At 56.4% G+C, this 25573-nt stretch carries 26 protein-coding genes; 16 read left to right on the top strand and 10 right to left on the bottom strand.

Going from position 1 to position 25573, the window contains the following annotated elements:
• Positions 1 to 56: 56 nt before the first annotated feature.
• Both IM267_RS16890 and IM267_RS16885 read left to right on the top strand, forming a co-directional pair.
• On the top strand, positions 57 to 347 hold the full coding sequence (locus tag IM267_RS16890; RefSeq protein WP_028013637.1) for a hypothetical protein: 291 nt from the start codon (positions 57 to 59) through the stop codon (positions 345 to 347).
• A gap of 45 nt (positions 348 to 392) precedes the next feature.
• A complete protein-coding gene (locus IM267_RS16885; protein WP_063868458.1) occupies positions 393 to 833 on the top strand; it encodes a DUF3421 domain-containing protein in 441 nt (146 codons plus the stop codon).
• 45 nt (positions 834 to 878) lie between these two features.
• Here IM267_RS16885 and argS read toward each other — a convergent pair whose 3' ends face one another.
• The gene (argS, locus tag IM267_RS16880) at positions 879 to 2612 is read right to left on the bottom strand and encodes an arginine--tRNA ligase (RefSeq protein ID WP_063450120.1); all 1734 of its coding nucleotides are present in this window, start codon (positions 2610 to 2612) and stop codon (positions 879 to 881) included.
• Positions 2613 to 2849: 237 nt separating this feature from the next.
• Here argS and IM267_RS16875 point away from each other — a divergent pair, with 237 nt between their 5' ends.
• Together IM267_RS16875 and cutC are read left to right on the top strand one after the other, a co-directional pair.
• A complete protein-coding gene (locus tag IM267_RS16875; protein WP_063450119.1) occupies positions 2850 to 3410 on the top strand; it encodes a VOC family protein in 561 nt (186 codons plus the stop codon).
• Positions 3411 to 3479: 69 nt separating this feature from the next.
• Positions 3480 to 4223, top strand: a complete 744-nt coding sequence (gene cutC / locus IM267_RS16870; RefSeq protein ID WP_193033855.1) for a copper homeostasis protein CutC — start codon at positions 3480 to 3482, stop codon at positions 4221 to 4223.
• 175 nt (positions 4224 to 4398) lie between these two features.
• On the opposite strand, the gene cmoB is transcribed toward cutC, so the two are convergent.
• Genes cmoB through IM267_RS16845 form a run of 5 tightly spaced genes read right to left on the bottom strand, consistent with a single transcriptional unit; the run spans position 4399 to position 7979 of the window.
• Positions 4399 to 5370 (bottom strand): tRNA 5-methoxyuridine(34)/uridine 5-oxyacetic acid(34) synthase CmoB, encoded by a 972-nt coding sequence (cmoB, locus tag IM267_RS16865; protein WP_107533267.1) that lies wholly within the window; start codon positions 5368 to 5370, stop codon positions 4399 to 4401.
• Positions 5367 to 6110, bottom strand: a complete 744-nt coding sequence (gene cmoA, locus IM267_RS16860) for a carboxy-S-adenosyl-L-methionine synthase CmoA (RefSeq protein WP_112792789.1) — start codon at positions 6108 to 6110, stop codon at positions 5367 to 5369. The genes cmoB and cmoA overlap by 4 nt, the downstream gene beginning before the upstream one ends.
• A 40-nt stretch (positions 6111 to 6150) precedes the next feature.
• Positions 6151 to 6546 (bottom strand): MAPEG family protein, encoded by a 396-nt coding sequence (locus IM267_RS16855; protein WP_063450115.1) that lies wholly within the window; start codon positions 6544 to 6546, stop codon positions 6151 to 6153.
• A 51-nt stretch (positions 6547 to 6597) separates the two neighbouring features.
• Positions 6598 to 7416 (bottom strand): DUF72 domain-containing protein, encoded by an 819-nt coding sequence (locus tag IM267_RS16850; RefSeq protein ID WP_112792790.1) that lies wholly within the window; start codon positions 7414 to 7416, stop codon positions 6598 to 6600.
• Complete coding sequence (locus tag IM267_RS16845) at positions 7413 to 7979, bottom strand: hydrolase (protein WP_063450113.1); 567 nt, start codon at positions 7977 to 7979, stop codon at positions 7413 to 7415. Before IM267_RS16845 ends, IM267_RS16850 begins: the two co-directional genes overlap by 4 nt.
• A gap of 263 nt (positions 7980 to 8242) precedes the next feature.
• Between IM267_RS16845 and aspS the strand changes: the two genes are divergently transcribed.
• The 6 genes from aspS (at position 8243) to ruvB (ending at position 13499) form a co-directional block, all read left to right on the top strand.
• Positions 8243 to 10015 carry an aspartate--tRNA ligase gene (aspS, locus tag IM267_RS16840; protein WP_193033854.1) on the top strand — a complete coding sequence of 591 codons (1773 nt, stop codon included), beginning with the start codon at positions 8243 to 8245 and terminating at the stop codon, positions 10013 to 10015.
• A gap of 1 nt (position 10016) precedes the next feature.
• Positions 10017 to 10460, top strand: coding sequence for a dihydroneopterin triphosphate diphosphatase (gene nudB / locus IM267_RS16835; protein ID WP_063450111.1), 444 nt, complete (start codon positions 10017 to 10019; stop codon positions 10458 to 10460).
• Positions 10461 to 10487: 27 nt separating this feature from the next.
• On the top strand, positions 10488 to 11228 hold the full coding sequence (locus IM267_RS16830; RefSeq protein WP_006176049.1) for a YebC/PmpR family DNA-binding transcriptional regulator: 741 nt from the start codon (positions 10488 to 10490) through the stop codon (positions 11226 to 11228).
• A 34-nt stretch (positions 11229 to 11262) separates the two neighbouring features.
• Positions 11263 to 11784: a crossover junction endodeoxyribonuclease RuvC gene (gene ruvC, locus IM267_RS16825; protein ID WP_003859749.1), complete on the top strand. Its 522-nt coding sequence runs from the start codon at positions 11263 to 11265 to the stop codon at positions 11782 to 11784.
• Positions 11785 to 11865: 81 nt separating this feature from the next.
• Positions 11866 to 12480 carry a Holliday junction branch migration protein RuvA gene (gene ruvA, locus IM267_RS16820; protein ID WP_023312236.1) on the top strand — a complete coding sequence of 205 codons (615 nt, stop codon included), beginning with the start codon at positions 11866 to 11868 and terminating at the stop codon, positions 12478 to 12480.
• A gap of 8 nt (positions 12481 to 12488) precedes the next feature.
• Positions 12489 to 13499 carry a Holliday junction branch migration DNA helicase RuvB gene (gene ruvB / locus IM267_RS16815; RefSeq protein WP_003859753.1) on the top strand — a complete coding sequence of 337 codons (1011 nt, stop codon included), beginning with the start codon at positions 12489 to 12491 and terminating at the stop codon, positions 13497 to 13499.
• Between the two features lie 65 nt (positions 13500 to 13564).
• Here the strand turns inward: ruvB and znuB are convergent, their stop codons facing one another.
• Entirely contained in the window at positions 13565 to 14350 is a 786-nt protein-coding gene (gene znuB / locus IM267_RS16810; protein WP_063450110.1) for a zinc ABC transporter permease subunit ZnuB, read from the bottom strand.
• On the bottom strand, positions 14347 to 15102 hold the full coding sequence (znuC, locus tag IM267_RS16805; protein WP_063450109.1) for a zinc ABC transporter ATP-binding protein ZnuC: 756 nt from the start codon (positions 15100 to 15102) through the stop codon (positions 14347 to 14349). Before znuC ends, znuB begins: the two co-directional genes overlap by 4 nt.
• Positions 15103 to 15179: 77 nt before the next feature.
• On the opposite strand from znuC, the gene znuA reads away from it, so the two are divergent.
• The 3 genes from znuA (at position 15180) to lpxM (ending at position 18550) form a co-directional block, all read left to right on the top strand.
• Positions 15180 to 16124: a zinc ABC transporter substrate-binding protein ZnuA gene (gene znuA / locus IM267_RS16800; RefSeq protein WP_193033853.1), complete on the top strand. Its 945-nt coding sequence runs from the start codon at positions 15180 to 15182 to the stop codon at positions 16122 to 16124.
• Positions 16125 to 16139: 15 nt separating this feature from the next.
• Positions 16140 to 17459: a murein DD-endopeptidase MepM gene (gene mepM / locus IM267_RS16795; protein ID WP_006811031.1), complete on the top strand. Its 1320-nt coding sequence runs from the start codon at positions 16140 to 16142 to the stop codon at positions 17457 to 17459.
• A gap of 119 nt (positions 17460 to 17578) precedes the next feature.
• The gene (lpxM, locus tag IM267_RS16790; protein ID WP_063868466.1) at positions 17579 to 18550 is read left to right on the top strand and encodes a lauroyl-Kdo(2)-lipid IV(A) myristoyltransferase; all 972 of its coding nucleotides are present in this window, start codon (positions 17579 to 17581) and stop codon (positions 18548 to 18550) included.
• A 35-nt stretch (positions 18551 to 18585) separates the two neighbouring features.
• Here the strand turns inward: lpxM and pyk are convergent, their stop codons facing one another.
• Positions 18586 to 20028 (bottom strand): pyruvate kinase, encoded by a 1443-nt coding sequence (gene pyk / locus IM267_RS16785; RefSeq protein WP_010432595.1) that lies wholly within the window; start codon positions 20026 to 20028, stop codon positions 18586 to 18588.
• Positions 20029 to 20142: 114 nt separating this feature from the next.
• Positions 20143 to 21012: a MurR/RpiR family transcriptional regulator gene (locus IM267_RS16780; RefSeq protein ID WP_063450107.1), complete on the bottom strand. Its 870-nt coding sequence runs from the start codon at positions 21010 to 21012 to the stop codon at positions 20143 to 20145.
• Between the two features lie 356 nt (positions 21013 to 21368).
• On the opposite strand from IM267_RS16780, the gene zwf reads away from it, so the two are divergent.
• The 3 genes from zwf (at position 21369) to kdgA (ending at position 25567) form a co-directional block, all read left to right on the top strand.
• Positions 21369 to 22844 carry a glucose-6-phosphate dehydrogenase gene (gene zwf, locus IM267_RS16775; protein WP_022648481.1) on the top strand — a complete coding sequence of 492 codons (1476 nt, stop codon included), beginning with the start codon at positions 21369 to 21371 and terminating at the stop codon, positions 22842 to 22844.
• 230 nt (positions 22845 to 23074) lie between these two features.
• Positions 23075 to 24886, top strand: coding sequence for a phosphogluconate dehydratase (edd, locus tag IM267_RS16770; protein WP_193033852.1), 1812 nt, complete (start codon positions 23075 to 23077; stop codon positions 24884 to 24886).
• Between the two features lie 39 nt (positions 24887 to 24925).
• The gene (kdgA, locus tag IM267_RS16765; protein ID WP_112792795.1) at positions 24926 to 25567 is read left to right on the top strand and encodes a bifunctional 4-hydroxy-2-oxoglutarate aldolase/2-dehydro-3-deoxy-phosphogluconate aldolase; all 642 of its coding nucleotides are present in this window, start codon (positions 24926 to 24928) and stop codon (positions 25565 to 25567) included.
• Positions 25568 to 25573 lie beyond the last annotated feature (6 nt).

The following is a 25573-nucleotide window of genomic DNA, read 5'->3' as shown; positions in this document are numbered from 1 at the left end:
ATCCTATTTTTTAATTGCATTAAGATTCTTCCAATACACATTTAAGGAGTGATGCAATGGAAAATGCAATGGGCAGTATTGTTATTAACCCTTCTGTAAATATGCATGCCGATAAAATGTCGGATGAACATCTTCAAATGTTCGAATCGGTTTTCAATGATATCGACGGCGCGGGCTATACCCCGCTACTGTTTGTCGGTAGCCAGCTCGTGGCTGGCCAGCTGCATACCTTTATTGCGCTTCGCCGTTTCATGCATGCAAAGGGACAAGAAAAATCACTGGTTAAGGTCATTATTTTTCAAAGTCTGAACAATGAGTTGGCTATTCATTCGATCTCAGAATTCTAATCATTTTATTTACGGATAATTATTTAAACTGAAAAGGAAATCATTATGTGGAAATCAGCGAAAAGAGATGAATTTATTCCGTTGGACGCGCCTGTAGCCGGTTATGAAATTGGGGTGCCAGGTATCAAAGGACCTTCACCGCTGTTTATTATTCGCGCAAAACTGAATAATGGTATTCATCCGGGTAAATGGGTGTTCGGCAATACGGCCTGGGTCCCATGGGGAGGGAGCGAGCACCTGTGTAATGAATTTGAAATTTACGTGGGCGCGTTAAAATGGGTAGACGTTAAGGGGAAAAATTTCCCACCGAATATGGTTGAGGCGGGGCATGAAGCCAATGGTGCTAAGCTCTACGTTGCACGTGCAAAATTCGATAATGGCCTGTTTGTTGGTAAAGCAGGAAGCCACCTCAGCAGAGGATGCTGCATCGGCTATAACGGCAGAGAGTATGAATTAGATACCTTCCAGGTGCTCGTTCACGACTAACCGTAATCAGTCATAAAAAAACCCGGCGCTTGCCGGGTTTCTTTTTTACATACGTTCTACGGTTTCGATACCCAGGGTCTCCAGACCCAGCTTCAGGGTTTTCGCCGTCAACTGCGCCAGCTTCAGGCGGCTGTTACGCACCGCTTCGCTCTCGGCAGAGAGGATAGGGCAGTGTTCGTAGAAGCCAGAGAACAGACCGGCCAGATCGTACAGGTAAGCACACATGACGTGCGGCGTACCGTCACGGGCGACCACGGAGAGCGTCTCTTCGAACTGAAGCAGGCGCGCGGCCAGCTGTGCTTCCCGGTCTTCGGTAATGGTCACCGGGGCGTTCGCCAGCACGCTTTCGTCGATATTCGCTTTACGGAAGACGGAGAGCACGCGGGTGTAGGCATACTGCATGTAAGGCGCCGTGTTGCCTTCAAATGCCAGCATGTTGTCCCAGTCGAAGATATAGTCGGTGGTACGGTTCTTGGAGAGATCCGCGTATTTCACCGCACCGATACCCACGGCGTTAGCCAGTTTTTCCAGCTCGTCAGCAGGCATATCCGGATTCTTCTCGGCCACCAGGCGACGCGCGCGTTCCAGCGCTTCATCCAGCAGATCGGAAAGCTTCACGGTGCCGCCCGCACGGGTTTTGAACGGCTTACCGTCTTTACCCAGCATCATGCCGAACATGTGGTGTTCCAGCGGCACGCAATCCGGTACGTAGCCCGCTTTACGCACGATCGTCCACGCCTGCATCAGGTGCTGGTGCTGACGGGAGTCGATGTAATACAGCACGCGGTCCGCATGCAGGGTTTCATAGCGGTATTTCGCACAGGCGATATCGGTGGTGGTGTACAGATAGCCGCCATCCTTTTTCTGGATGATGACGCCCATCGGTTCGCCTTCCTTGTTTTTGTACTCATCAAGGAATACCACCGTTGCGCCTTCGCTTTCCACCGCCAGATGTTTGGCTTTCAGGTCCGCCACAATGCCTGGCAGCATCGGGTTATACAGGCTTTCACCCATCACGTCGTCGCGGGTCAGGGTCACGTTCAGACGGTTATAGGTGAGCTGGTTCTGGGACATAGTGATGTCCACCAGCTTGCGCCACATCTCGAGGAAGTACGGGTCGCCGCCCTGGAGTTTCACCACGTAGCTGCGCGCGCGCTCGGCGAAGGCTTCGTCTTCGTCATAGTGTTTTTTGGCTTCACGGTAGAACCCTTCCAGGTCCGCCAGCGCCATTTCGCCCGCATTTTCCTGCTGCTGTTTTTCCAGATACGCGATCAGCATGCCGAACTGAGTGCCCCAGTCGCCTACGTGGTTAGCGCGGATCACCTTGTGCCCCAGGAATTCCAGGGTTCGTACGGCGGCATCACCAATGATGGTGGAGCGCAGGTGGCCGACGTGCATCTCTTTCGCCACGTTTGGCGCGGAGTAGTCAACCACCACGGTCTGCGGCTCTGGCTGAGTCACGCCCAGACGGTCAGACTTCAGCGCCGCGTCAACGTGGCTTGCCAGGAACGCTGGCTCAAGGAAAATGTTGATAAAGCCCGGACCGGCGATTTCGGTTTTGCTGGCGATGCCGGTGAGATCCAGATGCGTCAGTACCTGCTCAGCGAGCTGTCGCGGCGGCATGCCCAGTTTTTTAGCCACTGCCATCACGCCATTAGCCTGATAGTCGCCAAACTGTACTTTTGCTGACTGACGAACCTGTGGTTCGCAATCCGCAGGCGCGCCTGCGGCAATCAGTGCCTGACTGACTTTTTCTGAGAGAAGAGCCTGAATATTCACCTGGATACCTTACATTTTTGATGCGGGTAAAAACGCCCGCGCCAGTTTAAGAATTTAGGGCGGGAGTATACTGCAAATGCCTTCGGGCGTCAGCCCTGCCGGGGCCGAAGATTGTTCAGAATCCAGGCGAAGACGGTATGCATAAACATGCAGTCGAAAAAACCGTGATTCTGCGGTTGGTCGAATGGGGGCAACAGAGTAAATTAGCGGCTTTGCGACACGAGACGAGACTGACCCATGGCGAACTGGCACACCCTTGACGAACTGCATGATATTTCCGCAGATTTACCGCGCTTCACCCAGGCGTTCACAGAACTTGCCACCCGTCTCGGGCTGGATATCGCGCCGCTTGACGCCGATCACATTGCTTTGCGCTGCCACCAGAACGCCACCGCCGAACGCTGGCGGCGTGGCTTTGAGCAGTGCGGTGAGCTGCTCTCAGAGAATATCATTAACGGCCGCCCGATTTGCCTGTTCAAACTTCACGAGCCGGTAAGCGTCGCCCACTGGCAATTCACCGTTGTTGAACTGCCCTGGCCGGGAGAAAAACGCTATCCACACGAAGGCTGGGAGCATATCGAAATTGTTCTGCCGGGGGAGCCAGAGACGCTGAACGCGCGTGCGCTGGCGCTGCTCTCTGACGAGGGCTTAAGCCAGCCGGGTATTTTTGTGAAAAGCAGCTCACCAAAAGGGGAGCGCGAACGTTTACCAAACCCTACGCTTGCCGTTACGGACGGGAAAGTGACGGTGAAATTCCATCCCTGGACTATCGAGCAGATCGTTGCCAGCGAAGCGTGAGCCTTGATCCAGACAGGAATCGGGCAACGTGCCACGATGGTGCGTTGAGCGAAATTTAAGGAGAAAGATATGGCGCTGCTGGAAATTTGTTGTTACAGCGTGGAGTGTGCCGTCACTGCGCAACGGCAGGGGGCCGATCGCATCGAGCTTTGCGCGGCACCGAAAGAAGGTGGATTAACCCCGTCCTCTGGCGTGCTGAAATCAGCGCGTGAGGCCATCACCATTCCGGTGCACCCGATTATTCGCCCGCGCGGGGGGGATTTTTGTTATACGGCGGGTGAGTTTAGCGCCATGCTTGAGGATATTGCCCTCGTCCGTGATTCAGGTTTCCCGGGGCTGGTAACCGGCGTGCTGGATGAAGACGGCAACGTCGATCTTCCGCGCATGCGCCAGGTTATGCGCGTTGCCCAGGGAATGGCGGTCACTTTTCATCGTGCGTTCGATATGTGTAAAGATCCGATGCAAGCCTTTGATACGCTGGCAGAACTGGGCGTGGCGCGCGTTCTGACGTCAGGCCAGCAGTCCTCGGCTGAAAAAGGACTGAAATTAATTATGGAACTAAAAGCACATTCCGGTGTTCCAATAATCATGGCGGGCGCGGGAGTACGCGCCAGCAATCTGGAACTGTTTTTAAACGCAGGGGTGGAAGAGCTGCACAGCTCGGCGGGTAAATGGATACCTTCGCCCATGCGTTATCGCAATACAGGGTTGTCAATGTCGACGGATGCTGAAGCGGATGAGTACTCGCGCTACGGTGTGGATGGAGAGTCGGTTGCGGTAATGAAATCGCTGATTGAACGTCATCACGTGTAGCAACGTACCGATTTTTACCGCGCATCATGTCGCCCAATATGATGCTTGCTTGTACCAGGCCCCTGCAATTTCAACAGGGGCCTTTTTTTGTCCTGTGCCCGGTGGCGCTGCGCTTACCGGGCCTACAAAAGCGAGAGTAGTCCGGGTAAGGCGTAGCCGCCACCCGGCTAAAAGATTACGGCTTGGTTGCAATCAACACCGCACGCATCGGGGCCGGGTAACCTTCGATGGTTTTACTGTGATCGTCCGGGTCGAGGAACTGCTCCAGCGATTCGGTGATCATCCAGTCGGTGCGGCGCTGCTCCTCAATCGACGTCACGCACACATCGGCGATGCGCACATCGATAAAGCCACATTTTTCCAGCCAGTTCTTCAGTGCCAGCGCGGAAGGGATGAAGTAAACGTTGCGCATCTGCGCGTAGCGATCGCCCGGTACCAGAACCGCATGCTCATCGCCTTCGATAACCAGCGTTTCCAGCACCAGCTCACCGCCGCTGACCAGCTGATCTTTCAGCTGCCACAGATGCTCCAGCGGGGAACGACGGTGGTATAGCACGCCCATGGAGAATACGGTATCAAAGGCTTTCAGGGCCGGGAGTTGCTCGATGCCCAGCGGCAGCAGGTGCGCGCGCTGGTCGTTGCCGAGCAGCTTTCGCACGGCTTCAAACTGGCACAGGAACAGCTGCATCGGATCGATACCCACCGCCAGATGCGCGCCCGCGCCGATCATGCGCCACATGTGATAGCCGCTGCCGCAGCCCACGTCCAGAATGGTGCGCCCGGTCAGGTCGGAAAGGTGCGGCAGTACGCGATCCCACTTCCAGTCGGAACGCCACTCGGTGTTGATGTTCACGCCGTACAGCGAGAACGGCCCTTTGCGCCACGGCATCAGGTTACGCATCAGCGTTTCGATACGGTTAATCTGCCCGGTCGGGAGCGGCGCTTCGCTTTCTGCCGTCACGCTGTGCAGTAAATCCAGACGATGAGGCGTCAGTTCAGGCAGAAACTCCACGGCGTTTGACCACTGCTTCAGCAGGCCATGCTGCTGATCGCGCTGCCAGGTGGCAATTTGCGCAGGCAGGGTCTCCAGCCAGTGGGAGAGATGGTTTTTGGCAATCAGCTGATAGAAATTACCGAACTCGATCATGCTGCGTCTCCGGCCTTCAGCGCTACCAGAGAGCCAAAGTTAAAGCACTGGAACCACAGTTCACTGTGTTCGAATCCGGCTTTGTGCAGGCGCGCTTTGTGAGTTTCCACGGAGTCCGTCAGCATCACGTTCTCCAGCATGCTGCGCTTCTGGCTGATCTCCAGCTCGCTGTAGCCGTTAGCACGCTTGAAATCGTGGTGCATGTTAAACAGCAGCTCGCCTACGCTGGCGTCTTCAAAGCTGAATTTCTCGGAAAGCACCAGCGCGCCGCCCGGGTTGAGGCCTTGATAAATTTTATCCAGCAGCCGCTGACGATCGTCCGGCACAAGGAACTGCAAGGTAAAATTCAGTACCACCATCGAGGCGTTCTGGATGTCGATATCGCGGATATCGCCTTCTATTACCTCCACTGGCGTAGGGGCTTTATACGCGTCAATGTGGCGACGGCAGCGTTCAACCATAGCCGGAGAGTTATCGACGGCTACGATCTTGCAGCCTTCGTGATGAACGTTACGGCGGATGGACAACGTTGCCGCACCCAGCGAGCAGCCCAGGTCATAAACCTGCGTGCCGGGTTGAACGAAGCGTTCAGCCAGCATGCCGATCATGGAAATAATATTGGAATAACCGGGAACAGAGCGCTGGATCATATCCGGGAAGACTTCGGCTACCCGTTCATCAAAGGTCCAGTCGCCCAGGCTGGCGATAGGCGCGGAAAAAAGCGTGTCGCGATCTGACATAACGTAAAAATCCGGGAAAAATAAAGGGGCATATTGTGCGCTAACGGAAGGAGAAAACCAACTCCCACGGCATATACCAAAGGTTAGCCAGCACCATCAGCAAAAGCGAGCACCAGGTCGCGCTCATGCCGGAACGACGCCAGCGTATAAGGCGTTGGTGAAAACCGTAATAATGCATTAAGCGTCCGGCAATCAGCAGCAGCCCGCAGACGTGCACCATCCAGGTTTCTGCGCCATCCATTTCCATTAACAGCAGTAAAATTAACGCGACGGGGATGTACTCGACCGCGTTGCCGTGGATGCGGATTGCGCTTTGCAGCTCAGAAAAGCCCCCGTCACCGTAGGAGACGCGGTACTGCATTCTCAGGCGCACAACATCAAATGAAAATTTAATCAGCAGTAATGCACCTAACACCGCATACAGCGCGCTGACCATACTAACTCCCTGTTTTTGGCAGATGGCACGTCTCTATGATAGGGGGTGATATCAGAAAAGAGAAGATTGTTGTGGGATGGAGGGGGCGGGGCCAACCGACGGAACCGCATGCTGCAAGGCCTGCCAGAGAGCATCGACCAGTTCAGGCGCCTGGGCAATATCCGGCGTATGTAAAAACAGGTACGGAGTGGTGGTCTGCTCCCATTTCGCGAGCGTTTGCAGCCAGACGGCGAACATCGCCTGGTTTTGCTGCATGTTATCGCTGCCGATAAACCGCACCATCGGGTTTTTGGCCGTCACGATCGCGTGGACGGGCACTTTCGGTTTTTTGCGCTGGGCATCAACAATGGCTTCGCTGTGCGGGATTGCGCTGTGCACGGGCCGGCTGTCGAGGATCGCCCGGTTGACAGAGCGATCTAACAGACCGCGATTCAACGCTTTTTCCGCCTCGCCTTTAGCAAAGAATTCCGGATGCCTCACTTCCACGCCGTAGGTAAAGTCATGCGGCAACGCGTCGAGAAACTGCCAGAGAGCAGGCAGGTCGCGCGGGCCAAACGTGGCGGGAAGCTGGAGCCAGTACTGTCCAATCCGGCTGGCCAGAGGCGACATCCGGGTGAAAAACTCGTGGGTTAAATCATCGCAGTTGCGCAGCGCGGCGTTGTGGGAGATGGTTGCCGGGAATTTAAAGCAAAAGCGAAAGTCGTCGGTGGTTTGCTCGCGCCAGCGTTCGACGATCTCCGCGCGGGGCAGGGCGTACAGCGTGGTATTGCCCTCCACGCAGTTAAAGTGTCGGGCATACTCTTCAAGGCTGGTAATACCCAGGCGCACCCATTTCGGGTGCGACCACTGGGGCAGGCCCACGTACATCATAGCGCGCTCAGGATCTCATCCGTGCTGCGCACGCGACCGATACGCGGGAAGATATGGGTCATGCTGCCCTGATGCTGGTCAGCAGAGGCTGCGCTGCACGCGTCTTCCGCGATGACCAGGTTAAAGCCCAACTCCCAGGCGTTACGGGCGGTGGATTCCACACCGATGTTGGTGGAGATCCCGCACAGAATGATCGTGTCGATTCCGCGACGGCGAAGCTGTAGCTCCAGATCGGTGCCGTAGAAGGCGCCCCACTGGCGTTTGGTGACTTCAATATCGCTGTCGCGTTTACCGAGCGAGACCGGATACGTCCACCAGTTGTCCGGCAGCGCCTGCGCCGGGGCCTGAGCATCAACCGGCTGTTTTAACGCTTCGGCAAAATCAGCGGACCAGCCGACGCGCACCATGACCACCGGCGCACCGCTGGCGCGGCATTTTTCCGCCAGACGCGCAGCGCGGCTTACGACATCGTCAGCGGTGTGCGGACCCCCGGCAAAAGGCAGGATCCCTTCCTGTAAATCAATGACCACAAGGGCGGTTTTGGTGGCATCAAGCGTCAACATTGTTACTCCAGTCAAATCAGTTGCTTTTCTACACCTTACGACGGTATGGCCTGTTATCGGTCGGATAATTTTGTTAATTTTTGTGAGAATAGGCAATAAGAGCACAGCAAACGCGCGTCAGGCCGTGCTTCGCTCTTATCGTCCGGCAGAATTTCCAGTATAATAGCCGCCTTTTTTCATCCAGTTGTGACATACAGAAAGCTGCGACATCGTAGCCTGCAAGACAGGCAACAATCAGCCTGCGGCTAATTAAGGGATATCTCATGCGTACAGAATATTGCGGGCAGCTGCGTCAGTCCCACGTCGGGCAGCAGGTTACCCTGTGTGGTTGGGTCAATCGTCGTCGCGATCTTGGTAGCCTTATCTTTATTGATATGCGTGACCGCGAAGGTATCGTTCAGGTGTTCTTCGATCCGGATCGCGCTGATGCGTTGAAGCTGGCTTCTGAGCTGCGTAATGAGTTCTGCATTCAGGTGACGGGCACCGTGCGTGCGCGTGACGAAAAAAACATCAACGCCGAGATGGCGACCGGCGCTATCGAAGTGCTGGCGTCCGATCTGGTGATTATCAACCGCGCGGAAGCGCTGCCGCTGGACTCCAACCACGTCAACACCGAAGAAGCGCGTCTGAAATACCGCTACCTGGATCTGCGTCGTCCGGAGATGGCTCAGCGCCTGAAAACCCGTGCGAAAATCACCAGCCTGGTGCGTCGCTTTATGGACGATCACGGTTTCCTCGATATTGAAACCCCGATGCTGACCAAAGCCACGCCGGAAGGCGCGCGCGATTACCTGGTGCCATCCCGCGTCCATAAAGGCAAATTCTATGCGCTGCCGCAGTCTCCGCAGCTGTTCAAACAGCTGCTGATGATGTCCGGCTTCGACCGCTACTACCAGATTGTAAAATGCTTCCGCGACGAAGACCTGCGCGCTGACCGTCAGCCAGAATTTACCCAGATCGATGTGGAAACCTCCTTCATGACCGCCGAGCAGGTGCGTGAAGTGATGGAAGCGCTGGTGCGTAGCCTGTGGAACGACGTCAAGGGCGTTGAGCTGGGCGATTTCCCGATCATGACCTTCGCGGAAGCCGAGCGTCGCTACGGTTCCGACAAACCAGACCTGCGTAACCCGATGGAGCTGGTGGACGTGGCTGACCTGGTTAAAGACGTGGAGTTCGCGGTCTTTGCTGGCCCGGCTAACGATCCGAAAGGCCGCGTGGCTGCCCTGCGCGTACCGGGCGGCGCGTCCTTAAGCCGTAAGCAAATTGACGACTACGGCAATTTCATCAAGATCTACGGCGCGAAAGGTCTGGCCTATATTAAAGTGACCGAGCGCGCGAAAGGTCTGGAAGGCATCACCAGCCCGGTGGCGAAATTCCTGAACGCGGACATCGTGGAAGCGATCCTTGAGCGCACCGGTGCCCAGGACGGCGACATGATCTTCTTCGGCGCAGACAACAAGAAAGTTGTTGCTGACGCAATGGGCGCGCTGCGTCTGAAGCTCGGTAAAGACCTGAACCTGACCGACGAAAGCAAATGGGCGCCGCTGTGGATTATCGACTTCCCGATGTTTGAAGACGACGGTGAAGGCGGCCTGACCGCGATGCACCACCCGTTCACCTCGCCAAAAGACATGACGGCGGCGGAGCTGAAGGCAGCACCGGAAGATGCGGTAGCGAATGCCTACGATATGGTTATCAACGGCTACGAAGTGGGCGGCGGCTCCGTGCGTATTCACAGCGGTGAAATGCAGCAGACCGTGTTCGGCATTCTGGGCATTAACGAGCAGGAGCAGCGCGAGAAGTTTGGCTTCCTGCTGGACGCCCTGAAGTACGGTACGCCTCCGCACGCGGGTCTGGCCTTCGGTCTTGACCGTCTGACCATGCTGCTGACCGGCACCGACAACATCCGTGATGTTATCGCCTTCCCGAAAACCACCGCAGCGGCGTGTCTGATGACCGAAGCGCCAAGCTTTGCCAACCCGGCCGCGCTGGCCGAGCTGGGCATTGAGGTGGTGAAGAAGGAAGAGAAAAACTGATATGGCATACAAGCTTCCCGTTTCTGTCTTAGTTGTCATTTATGCCCTGGACACGAAGCGGGTGCTGATGTTGCAGCGGCGCGACGATCCTGATTTCTGGCAGTCGGTTACCGGCAGCCTGGAAGAGGGGGAGACCGCGCCGCAGGCCGCCGCGCGTGAAGTAAAGGAAGAGGTCGCCATTGACGTTGCTCGCGAGCAACTGACCCTGAAGGACTGTCAGCGCACGGTGGAGTTTGAAATTTTTAGCCATTTACGTCATCGCTATGCGCCGGGCATTGAGCGCAATACGGAATCGTGGTTCTGCCTTGCGCTTCCCCATGAGCGGGAGATCGTGTTCACTGAACATCTGACCTACCGCTGGGTCGATGCGGCGGATGCCGCCGCACTGACCAAGTCATGGAGCAACCGGCAGGCGATTGAAGAATTTGTAATTAACGCTGCCTGAGAAGGCGCGATTTTTGGAGAACTTTTTATGGCAGGTCATAGTAAGTGGGCCAACACCAAACACCGTAAAGCGGCACAGGATGCCAAGCGCGGTAAAATCTTTACCAAAATCATTCGTGAGCTGGTAACAGCGGCGCGTCTGGGCGGCGGCGATCCGGCCTCTAACCCGCGCCTGCGTGCGGCGGTGGATAAAGCCCTGTCCAACAACATGACGCGTGACACCCTGAACCGCGCCATCGCACGTGGCGTGGGCGGTGACGAAGACGCGAACATGGAAACCATCATTTATGAAGGTTACGGCCCTGGCGGTACGGCGGTAATGGTTGAATGCCTGTCTGACAACCGTAACCGTACCGTTGCGGAAGTGCGCCACGCGTTCACCAAAACCGGCGGTAACCTGGGCACTGACGGCTCCGTAGCTTACCTGTTCAGCAAAAAAGGCGTCATCTCCTTCGAAAAAGGCGACGAAGACGTCATCATGGAAGCGGCGCTGGAAGCAGGCGCGGAAGACGTGGTGACCTACGACGACGGTGCGATTGACGTTTACACCGCGTGGGAAGAGATGGGTGCCGTGCGCGATGCGCTGGAAGCGGCTGGCCTGAAGGCGGATAACGCTGAAGTGTCCATGATTCCGTCCACCAAAGCGGATATGGATGCGGAAACCGCGCCTAAGCTGCTGCGTCTGATCGACATGCTCGAAGACTGCGACGACGTACAGGAAGTGTATCACAACGGTGAAATCTCTGATGAGGTGGCTGCGACGCTGTAATGCGCCAGCCTGAACCGTTTACGGGAGACGCGTGATGTCGATTATCCTTGGGATTGACCCCGGCTCGCGCGTCACCGGCTATGGCGTTATCCGTCAGGTGGGACGCCAGCTAACCTACCTCGGCAGCGGCTGTATTCGCACTAAAGTGGACGATCTGCCGTCGCGCCTGAAGCTCATTTATGCGGGCGTGTCGGAGATCATCACCCAGTTCCAGCCGGACTATTTTGCCATTGAGCAGGTCTTTATGGCGAAGAACGCGGATTCGGCGTTAAAGCTCGGTCAGGCGCGCGGCGTGGCGATAGTTGCCGCCGTGAATCAGGACCTGCCGGTATTTGAGTACGCGGCCCGTCAGGTTAAACAGACGGTAGTGGGCATCGGTAGCGCGGAGAAAAGCCAGGTGCAGCATATGGTGCGCACCCTGCTGAAGCTTCCCGCGAACCCGCAGGCCGACGCCGCGGATGCGCTGGCGATTGCGATTACCCACTGCCACGTCAGCCAGAACGCGATGCAAATGAGCGAGTCGCGGCTCAATCTGGCGCGAGGCAGGTTACGATAATAAGAAATCAGGCTGGATGTTTATCCAGCCTTTTTTTATTATGTCGCCAGTTAACACTTTTCCAGAACGCAGGAGCGTCACGTGATAGGCAGACTCAGAGGCATCATCATTGAAAAACAACCCCCGTTAGTGCTGCTGGAAGTGGGTGGCGTGGGCTATGAAGTCCATATGCCGATGACCTGCTTCTACGAGCTGCCCGACGCGGGCAAAGAGGCGATTGTTTTTACCCAGTTTGTCGTGCGTGAAGACGCTCAGCTGCTGTACGGCTTCAATAACAAACAGGAACGCACCCTGTTCCGCGAATTAATCAAAACCAACGGCGTCGGGCCGAAGCTGGCGCTGGCGATTTTATCCGGTATGTCAGCCCCGCAGTTTGTGAACGCCGTTGAGCGCGAAGATCCGGCTGCGTTGATTAAACTCCCGGGCATCGGCAAGAAAACCGCCGAGCGCCTTATCGTCGAGATGAAAGACCGCTTTAAAGGCCTGCATGGCGATCTGTTCACCCCGGCCGCCGATCTGGTGCTGACGTCACCGGGCGGGCCAGCGACGGATGACGATGCCGAGCAGGAAGCGGTTGCCGCGCTGGTAGCGCTGGGATATAAACCTCAGGAGGCCAGCCGGATGGTGAGCAAAATCGCTAAACCGGACGCCAGCAGTGAAACCCTGATTCGTGAAGCGCTGCGCGCTGCATTGTGAGGTAAAGGATGATTGAAGCAGACCGCCTGGTATCGGCAGGCACCATTCAGCCAGATGACGTGGTGGATCGCGCGATCCGTCCAAAACTGCTGGATGAGTACATCGGCCAGCCGCAGGTTCGTTCCCAGATGGAGATTTTCATCCAGGCGGCAAAGCTGCGCGGCGATGCGCTCGATCACCTGCTGATTTTTGGTCCGCCGGGCTTAGGTAAAACCACCCTGGCAAACATCGTCGCCAACGAGATGGGCGTAAATTTGCGTACCACTTCCGGCCCGGTGCTGGAAAAAGCGGGCGATCTGGCGGCGATGCTGACCAACCTCGAACCGCACGACGTGCTGTTTATCGATGAAATCCACCGTCTGTCGCCGGTGGTGGAGGAAGTGCTCTATCCGGCAATGGAAGATTACCAGCTGGATATCATGATTGGCGAAGGGCCGGCGGCGCGCTCCATTAAAATCGATCTGCCGCCGTTTACCCTGATTGGCGCCACGACGCGCGCCGGGTCGTTGACCTCTCCGCTGCGCGACCGCTTTGGCATTGTCCAGCGTCTGGAGTTTTATCAGGTGCCCGATCTCCAGCACATTGTGGGCCGCAGCGCGCGCTACATGGGGCTGGATATGAGCGAAGAGGGGGCGTTTGAAGTGGCGAAGCGTTCCCGCGGTACCCCACGCATCGCCAACCGTCTGCTGCGCCGCGTGCGCGACTTCGCCGAAGTGAAGCACGACGGCACCATATCGGCTGAGATTGCCGCCCAGGCGCTGGACATGCTGAACGTGGATGCCGAAGGCTTTGACTATATGGACCGCAAGCTGCTGCTGGCGGTACTGGATAAGTTCTTTGGCGGGCCGGTAGGGCTGGATAACCTGGCGGCGGCAATCGGTGAAGAGCGCGAGACCATTGAGGACGTGCTGGAGCCGTATCTTATCCAGCAGGGCTTCTTACAGCGTACCCCGCGCGGTCGTATGGCGACGGTGCGAGCGTGGAATCATTTCGGGATAACGCCGCCGGCGATGCCTTAAATCATGCCGGGTGGCGGAACGTTTTTGTAGCCCCGGTAAGCGAAGCGCTACCGGGGACATGCTGACTACTGCGCGGTCTTTTTCATCATACTGAAAACAAACAATACCGCCGCACTCAATACCACCGACGGTCCTGCCGGCGTGTCATAAAACGCCGAGAAGGTTAACCCGCCCGTGACGGCGATCATCCCGATAACCACCGCGATACCGGCCATTTGCTCTGGGGTACGTGCAAAACGGCGCGCCGTGGCGGCAGGGATAATCAGCAGCGACGTGATAATCAGTGCCCCGACAAACTTCATCGCCACGCCAATGGTCAATGCCGTGACCAGCATCAGCAGCAGCTTCACGCGCTGAAGCTTCACGCCGTCGACAAAGGCCAGATCCGGACTGACGGTCATCGCCAGCAAATTTCGCCACTGCCACAGAAGTATGCCCAGCACCACCACTACGCCAATGGCAATGGAAACCAGATCCTCTGGCGTAACGGCAAGCAGATCGCCAAACAGATAGGCCATCAGGTCAACGCGGATGTTTGACATCAGGCTCACCACCACCAGGCCCAGCGACAGGGCGCTGTGCGCCATAATGCCGAGCAGGGTATCAATTGCGAGGTGAGGGCGTTTTTCCAGCCAGACCAGACCGGCGGCCAGCAGCAGCGTGACGACTATCACCGCATAGAACGGGTTCACGTCCAGCAGCAAACCAAACGCGACGCCCAGCAGTGAAGCATGGGCCAGCGTATCGCCGAAATAGGACATTCTGCGCCACACGACAAACGAGCCGAGTGGACCCGCGGCGCAGGCAAGCATAATCCCGGCCAGCCAGCCGGGCAGTAACAGTTCAATCATGAGTGTCCATTTCCCCGACGCAGGACAATTCGTCCCTGTAAATCATGGCGGTGATTGTGATTATGGCGATAAATGCCCAGCTGTTCGGCGCCACGATGGCCAAACATGGAGATAAATTCAGGATGCATTGACACCACTTCCGGCGTACCGGAACAGCAGATGTGGTGGTTCAGGCACAGCACTTCGTCGGTTTTCGCCATCACCAGATGCAGGTCATGGGAAACCATCAGCACCGCACAGTTCAGTTCACGGCGAAGCTGGTCGATGAGGTCGTACAGCGCAACCTGACCGTTAACGTCAACGCCCTGCGTCGGCTCGTCCAGCACCAGCAGCTGAGGGCTGCTGAGCAGGGCGCGGGCAAGCAATACGCGCTGGGTTTCCCCGCCCGAAAGCTTTTGCAGAGGGGCATCGACGAGGTGGCCCGCCTGAACGCGCTTCAGTGCCGGGAGGATATCCGCTTTTCGCGTACCGGGGCGCAGGCGCAGGAAGCGGCTCACCGTCAGGGGCAGCGTGGCGTCGAGATGCAGTTTTTGCGGCACATAGCCGATACGCAGCTTGTCTTCGCGGGCGATCAGCCCTTCATCAGGCGTGACCAGGCCTAGCACGACGCGCACCAGCGTTGATTTACCCGCCCCGTTAGGGCCGAGCAGCGTCAGTATTTTGCCGGGCTTCAGAACCAGCGACACGTCAGAAAGGACGCGGCGCTGGCCGAATGAGACCGACACATTTTCAAGAGAAACTAAAGTCGTCATGTCAATTTAAGCTTGCAGAAGTTATCGAATGTTATAATATCACATTCCACACATTCATTACGATGATTAGTCGCATTATGTTACAGAAAAATACGCTTCTTTTCGCTGCTTTATCCGCTGCACTTTGGGGTACAACCGCACAAGATGTTAACGCTGCCGTTGTCGCTTCGCTTAAACCGCTAGGCTTTATCGCCGCTGCCATCGCCGATGGGGTCACGGAGACCCAGGTTCTGCTGCCTGACGGCGCCTCCGAGCATGATTATTCTTTGCGCCCGTCCGACGTAAAACGCTTACAGAACGCGGACTTAGTTGTCTGGATCGGTCCTGAGATGGAAGCCTTCATGCAGAAAACGGCGAAACAGGTTCCCGCCGCGAAACAGGTGGCGATTGGTGAGCTGTCCGGCGTGAAACCGTTGCTCATGAAAGGATCTGAGGACGACGGTGACGAACACGACCACGGTCATGCTCACGACGAAAAAGGTGACGACCATCACCATCACGGCGAGTACAACATGCATCTCTGGCTTTCCCCAGAGATAGCGCGGCTTTCAGCGGTTGCAATCCACGACAAATTAGTGGAACTTATGCCGCAAAGTCGAGTCCAACTCGACGCCAACCTGAAGGATTTTGAGGCTCAGTTAGCCGCAACCGATAAACAGGTAGGTAACGAGCTCGCACCGCTTAAAGGAAAAGGGTACTTCGTTTTTCATGATGCTTACGGCTATTACGAAAAACATTACGGTCTGACCCCGCTGGGGCATTTTACCGTCAACCCTGAAATTCAGCCTGGTGCGCAGCGTTTACATGAAATCAGAACACAGTTGGTTGAGCAAAAAGCGACATGCGTTTTTGCTGAGCCACAGTTCAGGCCAGCGGTCGTAGAAGCCGTGGCCAGGGGAACAACCGTGCGCATGGGAACCCTTGACCCGCTAGGTACGAACATCCAGTTGAGCAAAGCGAGCTATTCGCAGTTCCTCAGCCAACTGGCGAATCAGTATGCGAGCTGCCTGAAAGGAGATTAACGAGGAAGTGAATACGTGCAACAGATAGCCCGCTCTGTCGCCCTGGCATTTAACAATCTGCCTCGACCCCACCGCGTTATGCTGGGGTCGCTTACAGTTCTCACCTTAGCGGTCGCCGTCTGGCGGCCCTATGTTTACCACCCGAGTTCTGCCCCTATCATCAAAACCATCGAACTGGAGAAGAGCGAAATCCGCTCTCTGCTGCCCGAGGCCAGCGAGCCTATCGATCAGGCCGCTCAGGAAGATGAAGCGATTCCCCAGGACGAGCTGGATGACAAAATCCAGAATGAAGCCGGCATTCATGAATATGTGGTTTCGACGGGCGACACGCTGAGCAGCGTGCTGAACCAGTACGGTATCGACATGGGCAACATCAGCCAGCTTGCCGCCTCCGATAAAGAACTGCGTAATCTGAAAATTGGTCAGCAGCTTTCCTGGACCTTAACCCCCGATGGCGATCTGCAACGTCTGACCTGGGAAATGTCCCGCCGCGAAACCCGCACCTACGATCGCACGGCAAACGGTTTCAAAATGACCAGTGAAATGCAGCAGGGCGACTGGGTGAATAGCGTCATGAAAGGGACCGTTGGCGGCAGCTTTGTTTCCAGTGCACGCGATGCCGGCCTGACCAGCGCTGAAATCAGCTCGGTGATCAAAGCCATGCAGTGGCAGATGGATTTCCGCAAACTGAAAAAAGGCGATCAGTTCTCTGTCCTGATGTCCCGCGAAATGCTGGACGGCAAGCGCGAGCAGAGCCAGCTGGTGGGCGTGCGTCTGCGTTCAGATGGCAAAGACTACTACGCCATTCGCGCGGAAGACGGTAAGTTCTATGACCGCAGCGGTACGGGCCTGGCAAAAGGCTTCCTGCGTTTCCCAACGGCTAAACAGTTCCGCGTCTCCTCCAACTTCAACCCGCGTCGTCTGAACCCGGTAACGGGCCGCGTAGCGCCGCACCGTGGCGTTGACTTTGCCATGCCGCAGGGTACGCCAGTGCTGGCGGTAGGGGATGGTGAAGTGGTGATGGCGAAACGCAGCGGCGCTGCTGGCTATTACGTGGCTATCCGTCACGGTCGTACGTATACCACCCGCTACATGCACCTGCGTAAACTGCTGGTCAAACCGGGCCAGAAAGTGAAACGCGGCGACCGCATCGCGCTGTCCGGGAACACCGGCCGTTCGACGGGCCCGCACCTGCACTACGAAGTGTGGATCAACCAGCAGGCGGTTAACCCGCTGACGGCGAAGCTGCCGCGCACCGAAGGGCTGACCGGGAAAGATCGCAAAGATTACCTGGCGCAGGTGAAAGAGGTGATGCCACAGCTGCGCTTCGACTAAGCTAACACCCTCAAAAATAAGCCGGCGTCAGTGTGCGCCGGCTTTTTCTTTTGTACGCGGACGGCTGCCTCGCTACACTATCTGAATATATTTTTGCGTCACCAGACCCTGGAACCCGCATGGAAACCAAAAAAAACAATATTGAGTACATTCCCGAGTTTGAAAAATCTTTTCGCCACCCGCGTAACTGGGGCGCCTGGCTTGGCGTATACGCGTTTGCTGGCATGGCGTTGCTACCTGCTTCCCTCCGCGATCCGGTGCTCGGCAAGGTCGGGCGACTGGCAGGCCGCTTAGGAAAAAGCGCGCGCCGTCGAGCGCAAATCAATCTTCTGTACTGCTTCCCGGATAAAACCGACGCCGAACGCGAAGCAATTATTGATGATATGTATACCACCGCGCCACAGGCGATGGCGATGATGGCGGAACTGGCGCTGAAAGGGCCGGAGAAGATCGTCGACCGCGTTGACTGGAAAGGGCTGGAGATCATCGACGAGATGCGTCGCAATGATGAAAAGGTGATTTTCCTGGTGCCGCACGGCTGGGGAGTCGACATTCCGGCGATGCTGATGGCCTCACAGGGCCAGAAAATGGCGGCGATGTTCCATAACCAGGGAAACAAAATCTACGATTTCGTCTGGAATACCGTACGCCGTCGCTTTGGCGGACGTTTGCACGCGCGTAACGATGGCATCAAGCCCTTCATTCAGTCCGTGCGTCAGGGCTACTGGGGCTACTACTTGCCCGATCAGGACCACGGCCCTGAGCACAGCGAGTTTGTTGATTTCTTCGCGACCTATAAAGCGACGCTACCCGCGATTGGACGCCTGATGAAAGTCTGTCGCGCCCGCGTGATCCCGCTGTTCCCGGTGTATGACGGCAAAACGCATCGCCTGAGCATTGAGGTACGTCCGCCGATGGACGATCTGCTGACCGCAGACGATCGCACCATTGCGCGCCGTATGAATGAAGAGGTGGAAGTGCTGGTGGGGCCGCATAAGGAGCAATATACGTGGATCCTTAAGCTGCTCAAAACGCGTAAGCCTGGCGAAACGGAGCCGTACAAGCGTAAAGAGCTGTTCCCTAAGAAATAGGAAACCCTCTCCCTTAGGGGAGAGGGGATCGGGTCTTACTCTACGGTCAGTACGCGGGTGGTGTTGGTTGAGCCGATGGTGCTCATCACGTCACCCTGCGTCACGATAACGATGTCGCCGGACACCAGGTAACCTTTGTCGCGCAGCAGATTTACCGCATCGTGCGCAGCGGCCACGCCGTCGTTAGTGCTGTCGAAGTGCACCGGCGTCACGCCGCGATACAGCGCCGTCAGGTTCAGCGTACGCTCGTGACGGGACATGGCGAAGATCGGCAGCCCGGAACTGATGCGGGACGTCATCAGCGCGGTACGGCCAGATTCGGTCATGGTGATGATTGCCGTGACCCCTTTCAGGTGGTTTGCGGCGTACATCGCGGACATCGCAATCGCTTCTTCCACATTGTCGAACTGGATATCCAGGCGGTGCTTGGAGACGTTAATGCTTGGGATCTTCTCTGCGCCCAGGCAGACGCGCGCCATGGCGGCCACGGTTTCCGCCGGGTACTGACCGGCAGCGGTTTCGGCTGACAGCATTACCGCATCGGTACCGTCCAGCACGGCGTTGGCCACGTCCATCACTTCCGCACGGGTCGGCATTGGGTTGGTGATCATGGATTCCATCATCTGGGTGGCGGTGATCACCGCACGGTTCAGCTGGCGCGCGCGACGGATCAGCGCTTTCTGGATGCCGACCAGCTCAGGATCGCCGATTTCTACACCCAGGTCACCACGGGCAACCATCACGACGTCAGACGCCAGGATCACATCATCCATCGCGTCCTGATCGCAGACTGCTTCCGCGCGTTCAACTTTCGCAACGATTTTCGCATCGCAGCCTGCGTCGCGCGCCAGACGGCGAGCATAGTTCAGATCTTCGCCGCAGCGCGGGAAGGAGACGGCCAGATAATCTACGCCGATCTGTGCTGCGGTCACGATATCCGCTTTGTCTTTATCGGTCAGCGCTTCGGCAGACAGGCCACCGCCGAGCTTGTTGATGCCTTTGTTGTTGGAGAGCGGGCCGCCGACGGTCACTTCCGTGAACACCTTCATACCCTGAACTTCCAGCACTTTCAGCTGTACGCGACCGTCGTCCAGCAGCAGGATGTCGCCTGGCACAACGTCAGCAGGCAGTCCTTTGTAGTCGATACCCACTTTCTCTTTATCGCCTTCACCTTTGCTCAGGTTGGCATCCAGCAGGAATTTGTCGCCGATGTTGAGGAAGACTTTGCCTTCTTTGAAGGTCGATACGCGAATTTTTGGACCTTGAAGATCGCCGAGGATAGCAACATGGCGGCCCAGTTTAGCTGCGATTTCACGCACTTTATCGGCACGTAATTTATGATCTTCTGGCGTACCGTGAGAGAAGTTCATACGCACCACGTTGGCACCCGCGGCGATAATCTTCTCGAGGTTATTATCGCGGTCAGTGGCCGGGCCTAAGGTGGTAACGATCTTGGTTCTGCGAAGCCTTCTGGACATGTAATACTCCGTTGACTGAAACAACTTTGGTGTTGCGTGAACATTGAATCGGACTTCATCTATTGCAAGGCAGTAGCGAGGGGACCGAATGCCGTAAATCGTACTTCGTCGTTATTAGGGAACATCGCTCTTTATAAGCAATTCTTTATCAAAACGCGATTCTTTCAGGGCTTCCTTGACCCGCTTCAAGTTATCCCGGAATTTTGCGCCCCGGCGTAAGGTAAAACCGGTCGCCAGCACGTCAATGACCGTCAACTGCGCCAGGCGGGAGACCATCGGCATGTAGACGTCGGTGTCCTCCGGTACGTCCAGGGTAATGGCGAGCGTCGCTTCCCGGGCCAGCGGCGTACCCGCCGTCGTCAGGGCGATGACCATCGCATCATTGTCACGCGCGAGCTGCGCCAGCTCGACCTGGCTCTTGGTGCGGCCCGTGTGGGAGATGAGGACCACGACATCATCTTCGCTACAATTCATACAGCTCATGCGTTGCAGCACAATGTCATCGGAATAAATCACCGGCACGTTGAAGCGAAAGAATTTATTCATGGCGTCATGTGCTACGGCAGCCGACGAGCCAAGGCCAAAGAAGGCAATCCGTTTGGCCTGTGTGAGTAAATCAACCGCGCGGTTCACCGAACTCATATCCAGAGACTGGCGCACGTGGTCGAGCGTCGCCATAGCCGACTCAAATATTTTCGCAGTGTAAGCATCAACGCTGTCGTCTTCATCCACATTGCGATTAACATACGGGGTGCCGTTTGCCAGACTTTGGGCCAGATGCAGTTTAAAATCAGGAAAGCCGCGCGTGTCCAGACTACGACAGAATCGATTAACCGTCGGTTCGCTGACGCCCGATTCCTGTGCCAGAGCGGCGATGCTTGAATGAATCGCCTGAGCGGGGGCGGCGAGAATAACTTCAGCCACTTTGCGCTCGGATTTGCTAAGGTGTTCCAGTTGAAACTGGATTTTTTCCAGCATGTTCATTGTTAACAAGACGCTCATGAGGGCATAAACGATTTCATACAGAGATGAAACCCTGATTCGATTTAGCCGATATTAACCCCGGGACTTCCGAAAGGGTAACCGTCGACAAGAAATGTTGTTGTTTTTTTTCATTACTTGATCGAGGTCGGGTTTTGCCCTGACTCCGTTGCGCAAAGAATCGACGTTTGTTGCGTCATTAAACGGGCTGAAAGGTCTGGACGACGAAAAATCGCCGTATCGCACGTGACGTTAAGCGCTAATGGTTTCAGGAAATGCGTAAAAGCAGTACAGTGCATTGTAATAAAATTACAACGATACCTGGCAGAGTACCAGGCGATCTAACTGAGGAGAATGACATGGCGGTAACGCAAACAGCCCAGGCATGTGACCTGGTCATTTTCGGCGCGAAAGGCGATCTTGCACGCCGAAAATTGCTGCCTTCCCTGTATCAGCTGGAAAAAGCGGGCCAGATCCATCCCGACACCCGAATCCTTGGGGTAGGGCGCGCCGACTGGGATAAGGAAGCTTATACCAAAGTCGTGCGCGAGGCGCTCGAAACGTTCATGAAAGAAAAAATCGATGAAAGTCTGTGGGATAAGCTGAGCGGGCGCCTCGATTTTTGTAACCTGGACGTCAATGATGTCAGCGCCTTTACCCGTCTGGGTGAAATGCTGGACCAGGAAAATCGTGTCACCATTAACTATTTCGCCATGCCACCAAGCACCTTCGGCGCCATCTGCAAAGGTCTGGGCGAAGCGAAGCTGAATGCCAAACCGGCGCGCGTGGTGATGGAAAAGCCTCTGGGCACGTCGCTGGCAACCTCTCGTGAAATCAACGACCAGGTGGGCGAGTTCTTTGAGGAGTGCCAGGTTTACCGTATTGACCACTACCTGGGCAAAGAGACGGTTCTGAACCTGCTGGCGCTGCGCTTTGCTAACTCCCTGTTTGTGAACAACTGGGACAACCGCACCATCGATCACGTGGAAATTACCGTGGCGGAAGAGGTGGGTATTGAAGGCCGCTGGGGTTACTTTGACCAGGCCGGTCAGATGCGCGACATGATCCAGAACCACCTGCTGCAAATTCTGTGCATGATTGCCATGTCTCCACCGTCGGATCTGACGGCCGACAGCATTCGTGACGCCAAAGTAAAAGTGCTGAAATCACTGCGCCGTATCGACCGCTCCAACGTGCGTGAGAAAACCGTTCGCGGTCAGTACACCGCAGGTTTTGCCCAGGGGAAAAAAGTCCCTGGCTATCTGGAAGAAGAGGGCGCGAACAAGTCCAGCAATACCGAGACGTTTGTGGCGATCCGCGTGGATATCGACGACTGGCGCTGGGCCGGCGTGCCGTTCTACCTGCGTACCGGTAAGCGTCTGCCGGCAAAATGCTCCGAAGTGGTGGTCTACTTCAAAAACCCGGAACTGAACCTGTTCAAAGAATCCTGGCAGGAGCTGCCGCAGAACAAACTGACCATCCGTCTGCAACCGGACGAGGGTGTGGATATTCAGATCCTGAACAAAGTGCCGGGACTTGATCACAAGCACAACCTGCAAACCACCAAGCTGGACCTGAGCTACTCAGAAACCTTCAACCAGACGCATCTGGCCGATGCTTACGAGCGTCTGCTGCTGGAAACCATGCGCGGTATCCAGGCGCTGTTCGTCCGTCGCGATGAAGTGGAAGAGGCGTGGAAATGGGTCGACTCCATTACCGAAGCGTGGGCTGCCGATCAGGATGCGCCAAAACCGTATCAGGCGGGAACATGGGGACCAGTTGCCTCCGTTGCGATGATCACCCGCGATGGCCGCTCCTGGAACGAGTTTGAGTAAAGCCCTCTAGCCCATAGGTGTTATTTTACCGGTAACATGATCTAACACAGCAAGTGGCATCATTTTTACTTTTTAAGCTCCGCGTGGATTCACCCGCGGAGCTTTTTTTATTACACTCCTCTTAGACATTTTGCCCCTGCGCTCCGGATAACAGGCGTTTCAGCGTTGTTAACAACCGTCAGAACCTGTGTAAACTCCCGAGCCCGGACAGATAAATTAGAGGAGCTTTTATGAATCCGACATTGTTACGCGTAACACAACGCATTGTTGAGCGCTCGAAAGAGACCCGTTCTGCCTACCTCGCCCGCATCGAACAGGCGAAGAGCGAAACGGTCCACCGCTCGCAGCTGGCCTGCGGGAATCTGGCCCACGGCTTCGCCGCCTGTCAGCCTGGCGATAAAGACGCGCTGAAAAGCATGTTGCGTAACAACATCGCCATTATTACCTCCTATAACGACATGCTCTCTGCCCACCAGCCGTACGAGGTTTACCCGAACATCATTCGCAACGCACTGCATAGCGTAAACGCGGTGGGCCAGGTTGCGGGCGGCGTGCCGGCCATGTGCGACGGCGTCACCCAGGGGCAGGACGGCATGGAGCTGTCGCTGCTGAGCCGCGAAGTGATCGCCATGTCTGCGGCGGTTGGCCTCTCGCACAATATGTTTGATGGTGCGCTCTATCTGGGCGTGTGCGACAAAATCGTCCCGGGGCTGGTGATGGCCGCGCTGTCGTTTGGCCATCTGCCAGCGATTTTTGTGCCGTCAGGTCCGATGGCAAGCGGTCTGCCGAATAAAGAAAAAGTACGTATTCGCCAGCTGTATGCCGAAGGAAAAGCGGATCGTAAGGCGCTGCTGGAAGCGGAAGCCGCGTCCTACCACGCACCGGGCACCTGTACGTTCTACGGTACGGCCAACACCAACCAGATGGTGGTGGAGTTTATGGGGATGCAGCTGCCGGGCTCCTCGTTCATTCAGCCGGACGCGCCGCTGCGTAAGGCGCTGACCGAAGCCGCAGCCCGTCAGGTCACGCGCCTGACCGGTAACGGCAACGAATGGATGCCGATGGGCAAAATGGTGGATGAAAAAGTCATCGTCAACGGTATCGTTGCCCTGCTGGCAACCGGCGGCTCAACCAACCACACCATGCACCTGGTCGCAATGGCGCGCGCGGCGGGCATTCTGATCAACTGGGATGACTTCTCCGATATCTCCTCCGTGGTGCCGCTGATGGCGCGTCTGTACCCGAACGGTCCGGCGGACATCAACCACTTCCAGGCGGCGGGCGGCGTGCCGGTGCTGATGCGCGAGCTGCTGAAAGGCGGCCTGCTGCATGAGGATGTCAACACGGTGGCGGGCTTTGGCCTGCATCGCTATACCCTTGAGCCATGGCTGAACAACGGTGAGCTGGACTGGCGTGAAGGGGCGAGCGACTCGCTCGATCCGCAGGTCATTGCCACCTACGAAAAACCGTTCTCTCCTCACGGCGGCACCAAAGTGCTGAGCGGTAACCTTGGGCGTGCGGTGATGAAAACCTCTGCCGTGCCGGAAGAGAATCAGGTGATTGAAGCCCCGGCCGTGGTGTTCGAAAGCCAGCACGACGTTTTACCTGCCTTTGACGCGGGTCTGCTGGATAAAGACTGCGTGGTCGTTGTGCGTCATCAGGGACCAAAAGCGAACGGGATGCCAGAATTACATAAACTTATGCCGCCGCTTGGTGTATTATTGGACCGCCGTTTCAAAATTGCGCTGGTCACCGATGGACGCCTCTCCGGGGCATCCGGTAAAGTGCCTTCAGCTATCCACGTCACCCCGGAAGCCTACGACGGTGGCCTGCTGGCGAAAGTCCGTGATGGTGACATGATCCGCGTTAACGGTCAGACAGGCGAGTTAACCCTGCTGGTGGATGAAGCAGAGCTGGCGGCACGTCAGCCACATATTCCTGACCTGAGCGCGTCGCGCGTGGGTACCGGACGTGAAATGTTTGGTGCGTTGCGCGAGAAACTCTCCGGTGCGGAGCAGGGCGCAACCTGTATTACGTTTTAAGACGACTTGATTTTAACGATCTGGCGAGAGAAAACTCTGATGAAAAACTGGAAAACAAGTGCAGAAGCAATCCTGACCACTGGCCCTGTCGTGCCGGTTATTGTGGTAAATAAACTGGAGCACGCTGTTCCGATGGCGAAGGCGCTGGTTGCGGGTGGCGTTCGCGTTCTGGAAGTGACCCTGCGTACTGCCTGTGCGATGGATGCGATCCGCGCTATCGCCAAAGAAGTGCCGGACGCGATCGTTGGTGCAGGTACGGTTCTGAATGCGCAGCAGCTGGCGGAAGTGACCGAAGCGGGCGCACAGTTTGCCATCAGCCCGGGTCTGACCGAGCCGCTGCTGAAAGCCGCAACCGAAGGATCTATTCCTCTGATCCCGGGTATTAGCACCGTTTCTGAACTGATGCTGGGCATGGATTACGGCCTGAAAGAGTTTAAATTCTTCCCGGCTGAAGCGAACGGCGGCACCAAAGCGTTGCAGGCGATTGCGGGTCCATTCTCGCAGGTGCGTTTCTGCCCAACGGGCGGTATCTCTCCAGCCAACTACCGCGACTACCTGGCGCTGAAAAGCGTGCTGTGCATCGGCGGCTCCTGGCTGGTTCCTGCGGATGCGCTGGAAGCGGGCGACTGGGATCGCATCACTAAACTGGCTCGCGAAGCGGTAGAAGGCGCGAAACAGTAAGCGATT

Origin of the sequence: Enterobacter cloacae complex sp. P15RS (assembly GCF_014895905.1) — a bacterium.
In the GTDB taxonomy this organism is placed as follows: domain Bacteria; phylum Pseudomonadota; class Gammaproteobacteria; order Enterobacterales; family Enterobacteriaceae; genus Enterobacter; species Enterobacter quasihormaechei.
This window is presented reverse-complemented; position numbering and strand designations above follow the sequence as displayed.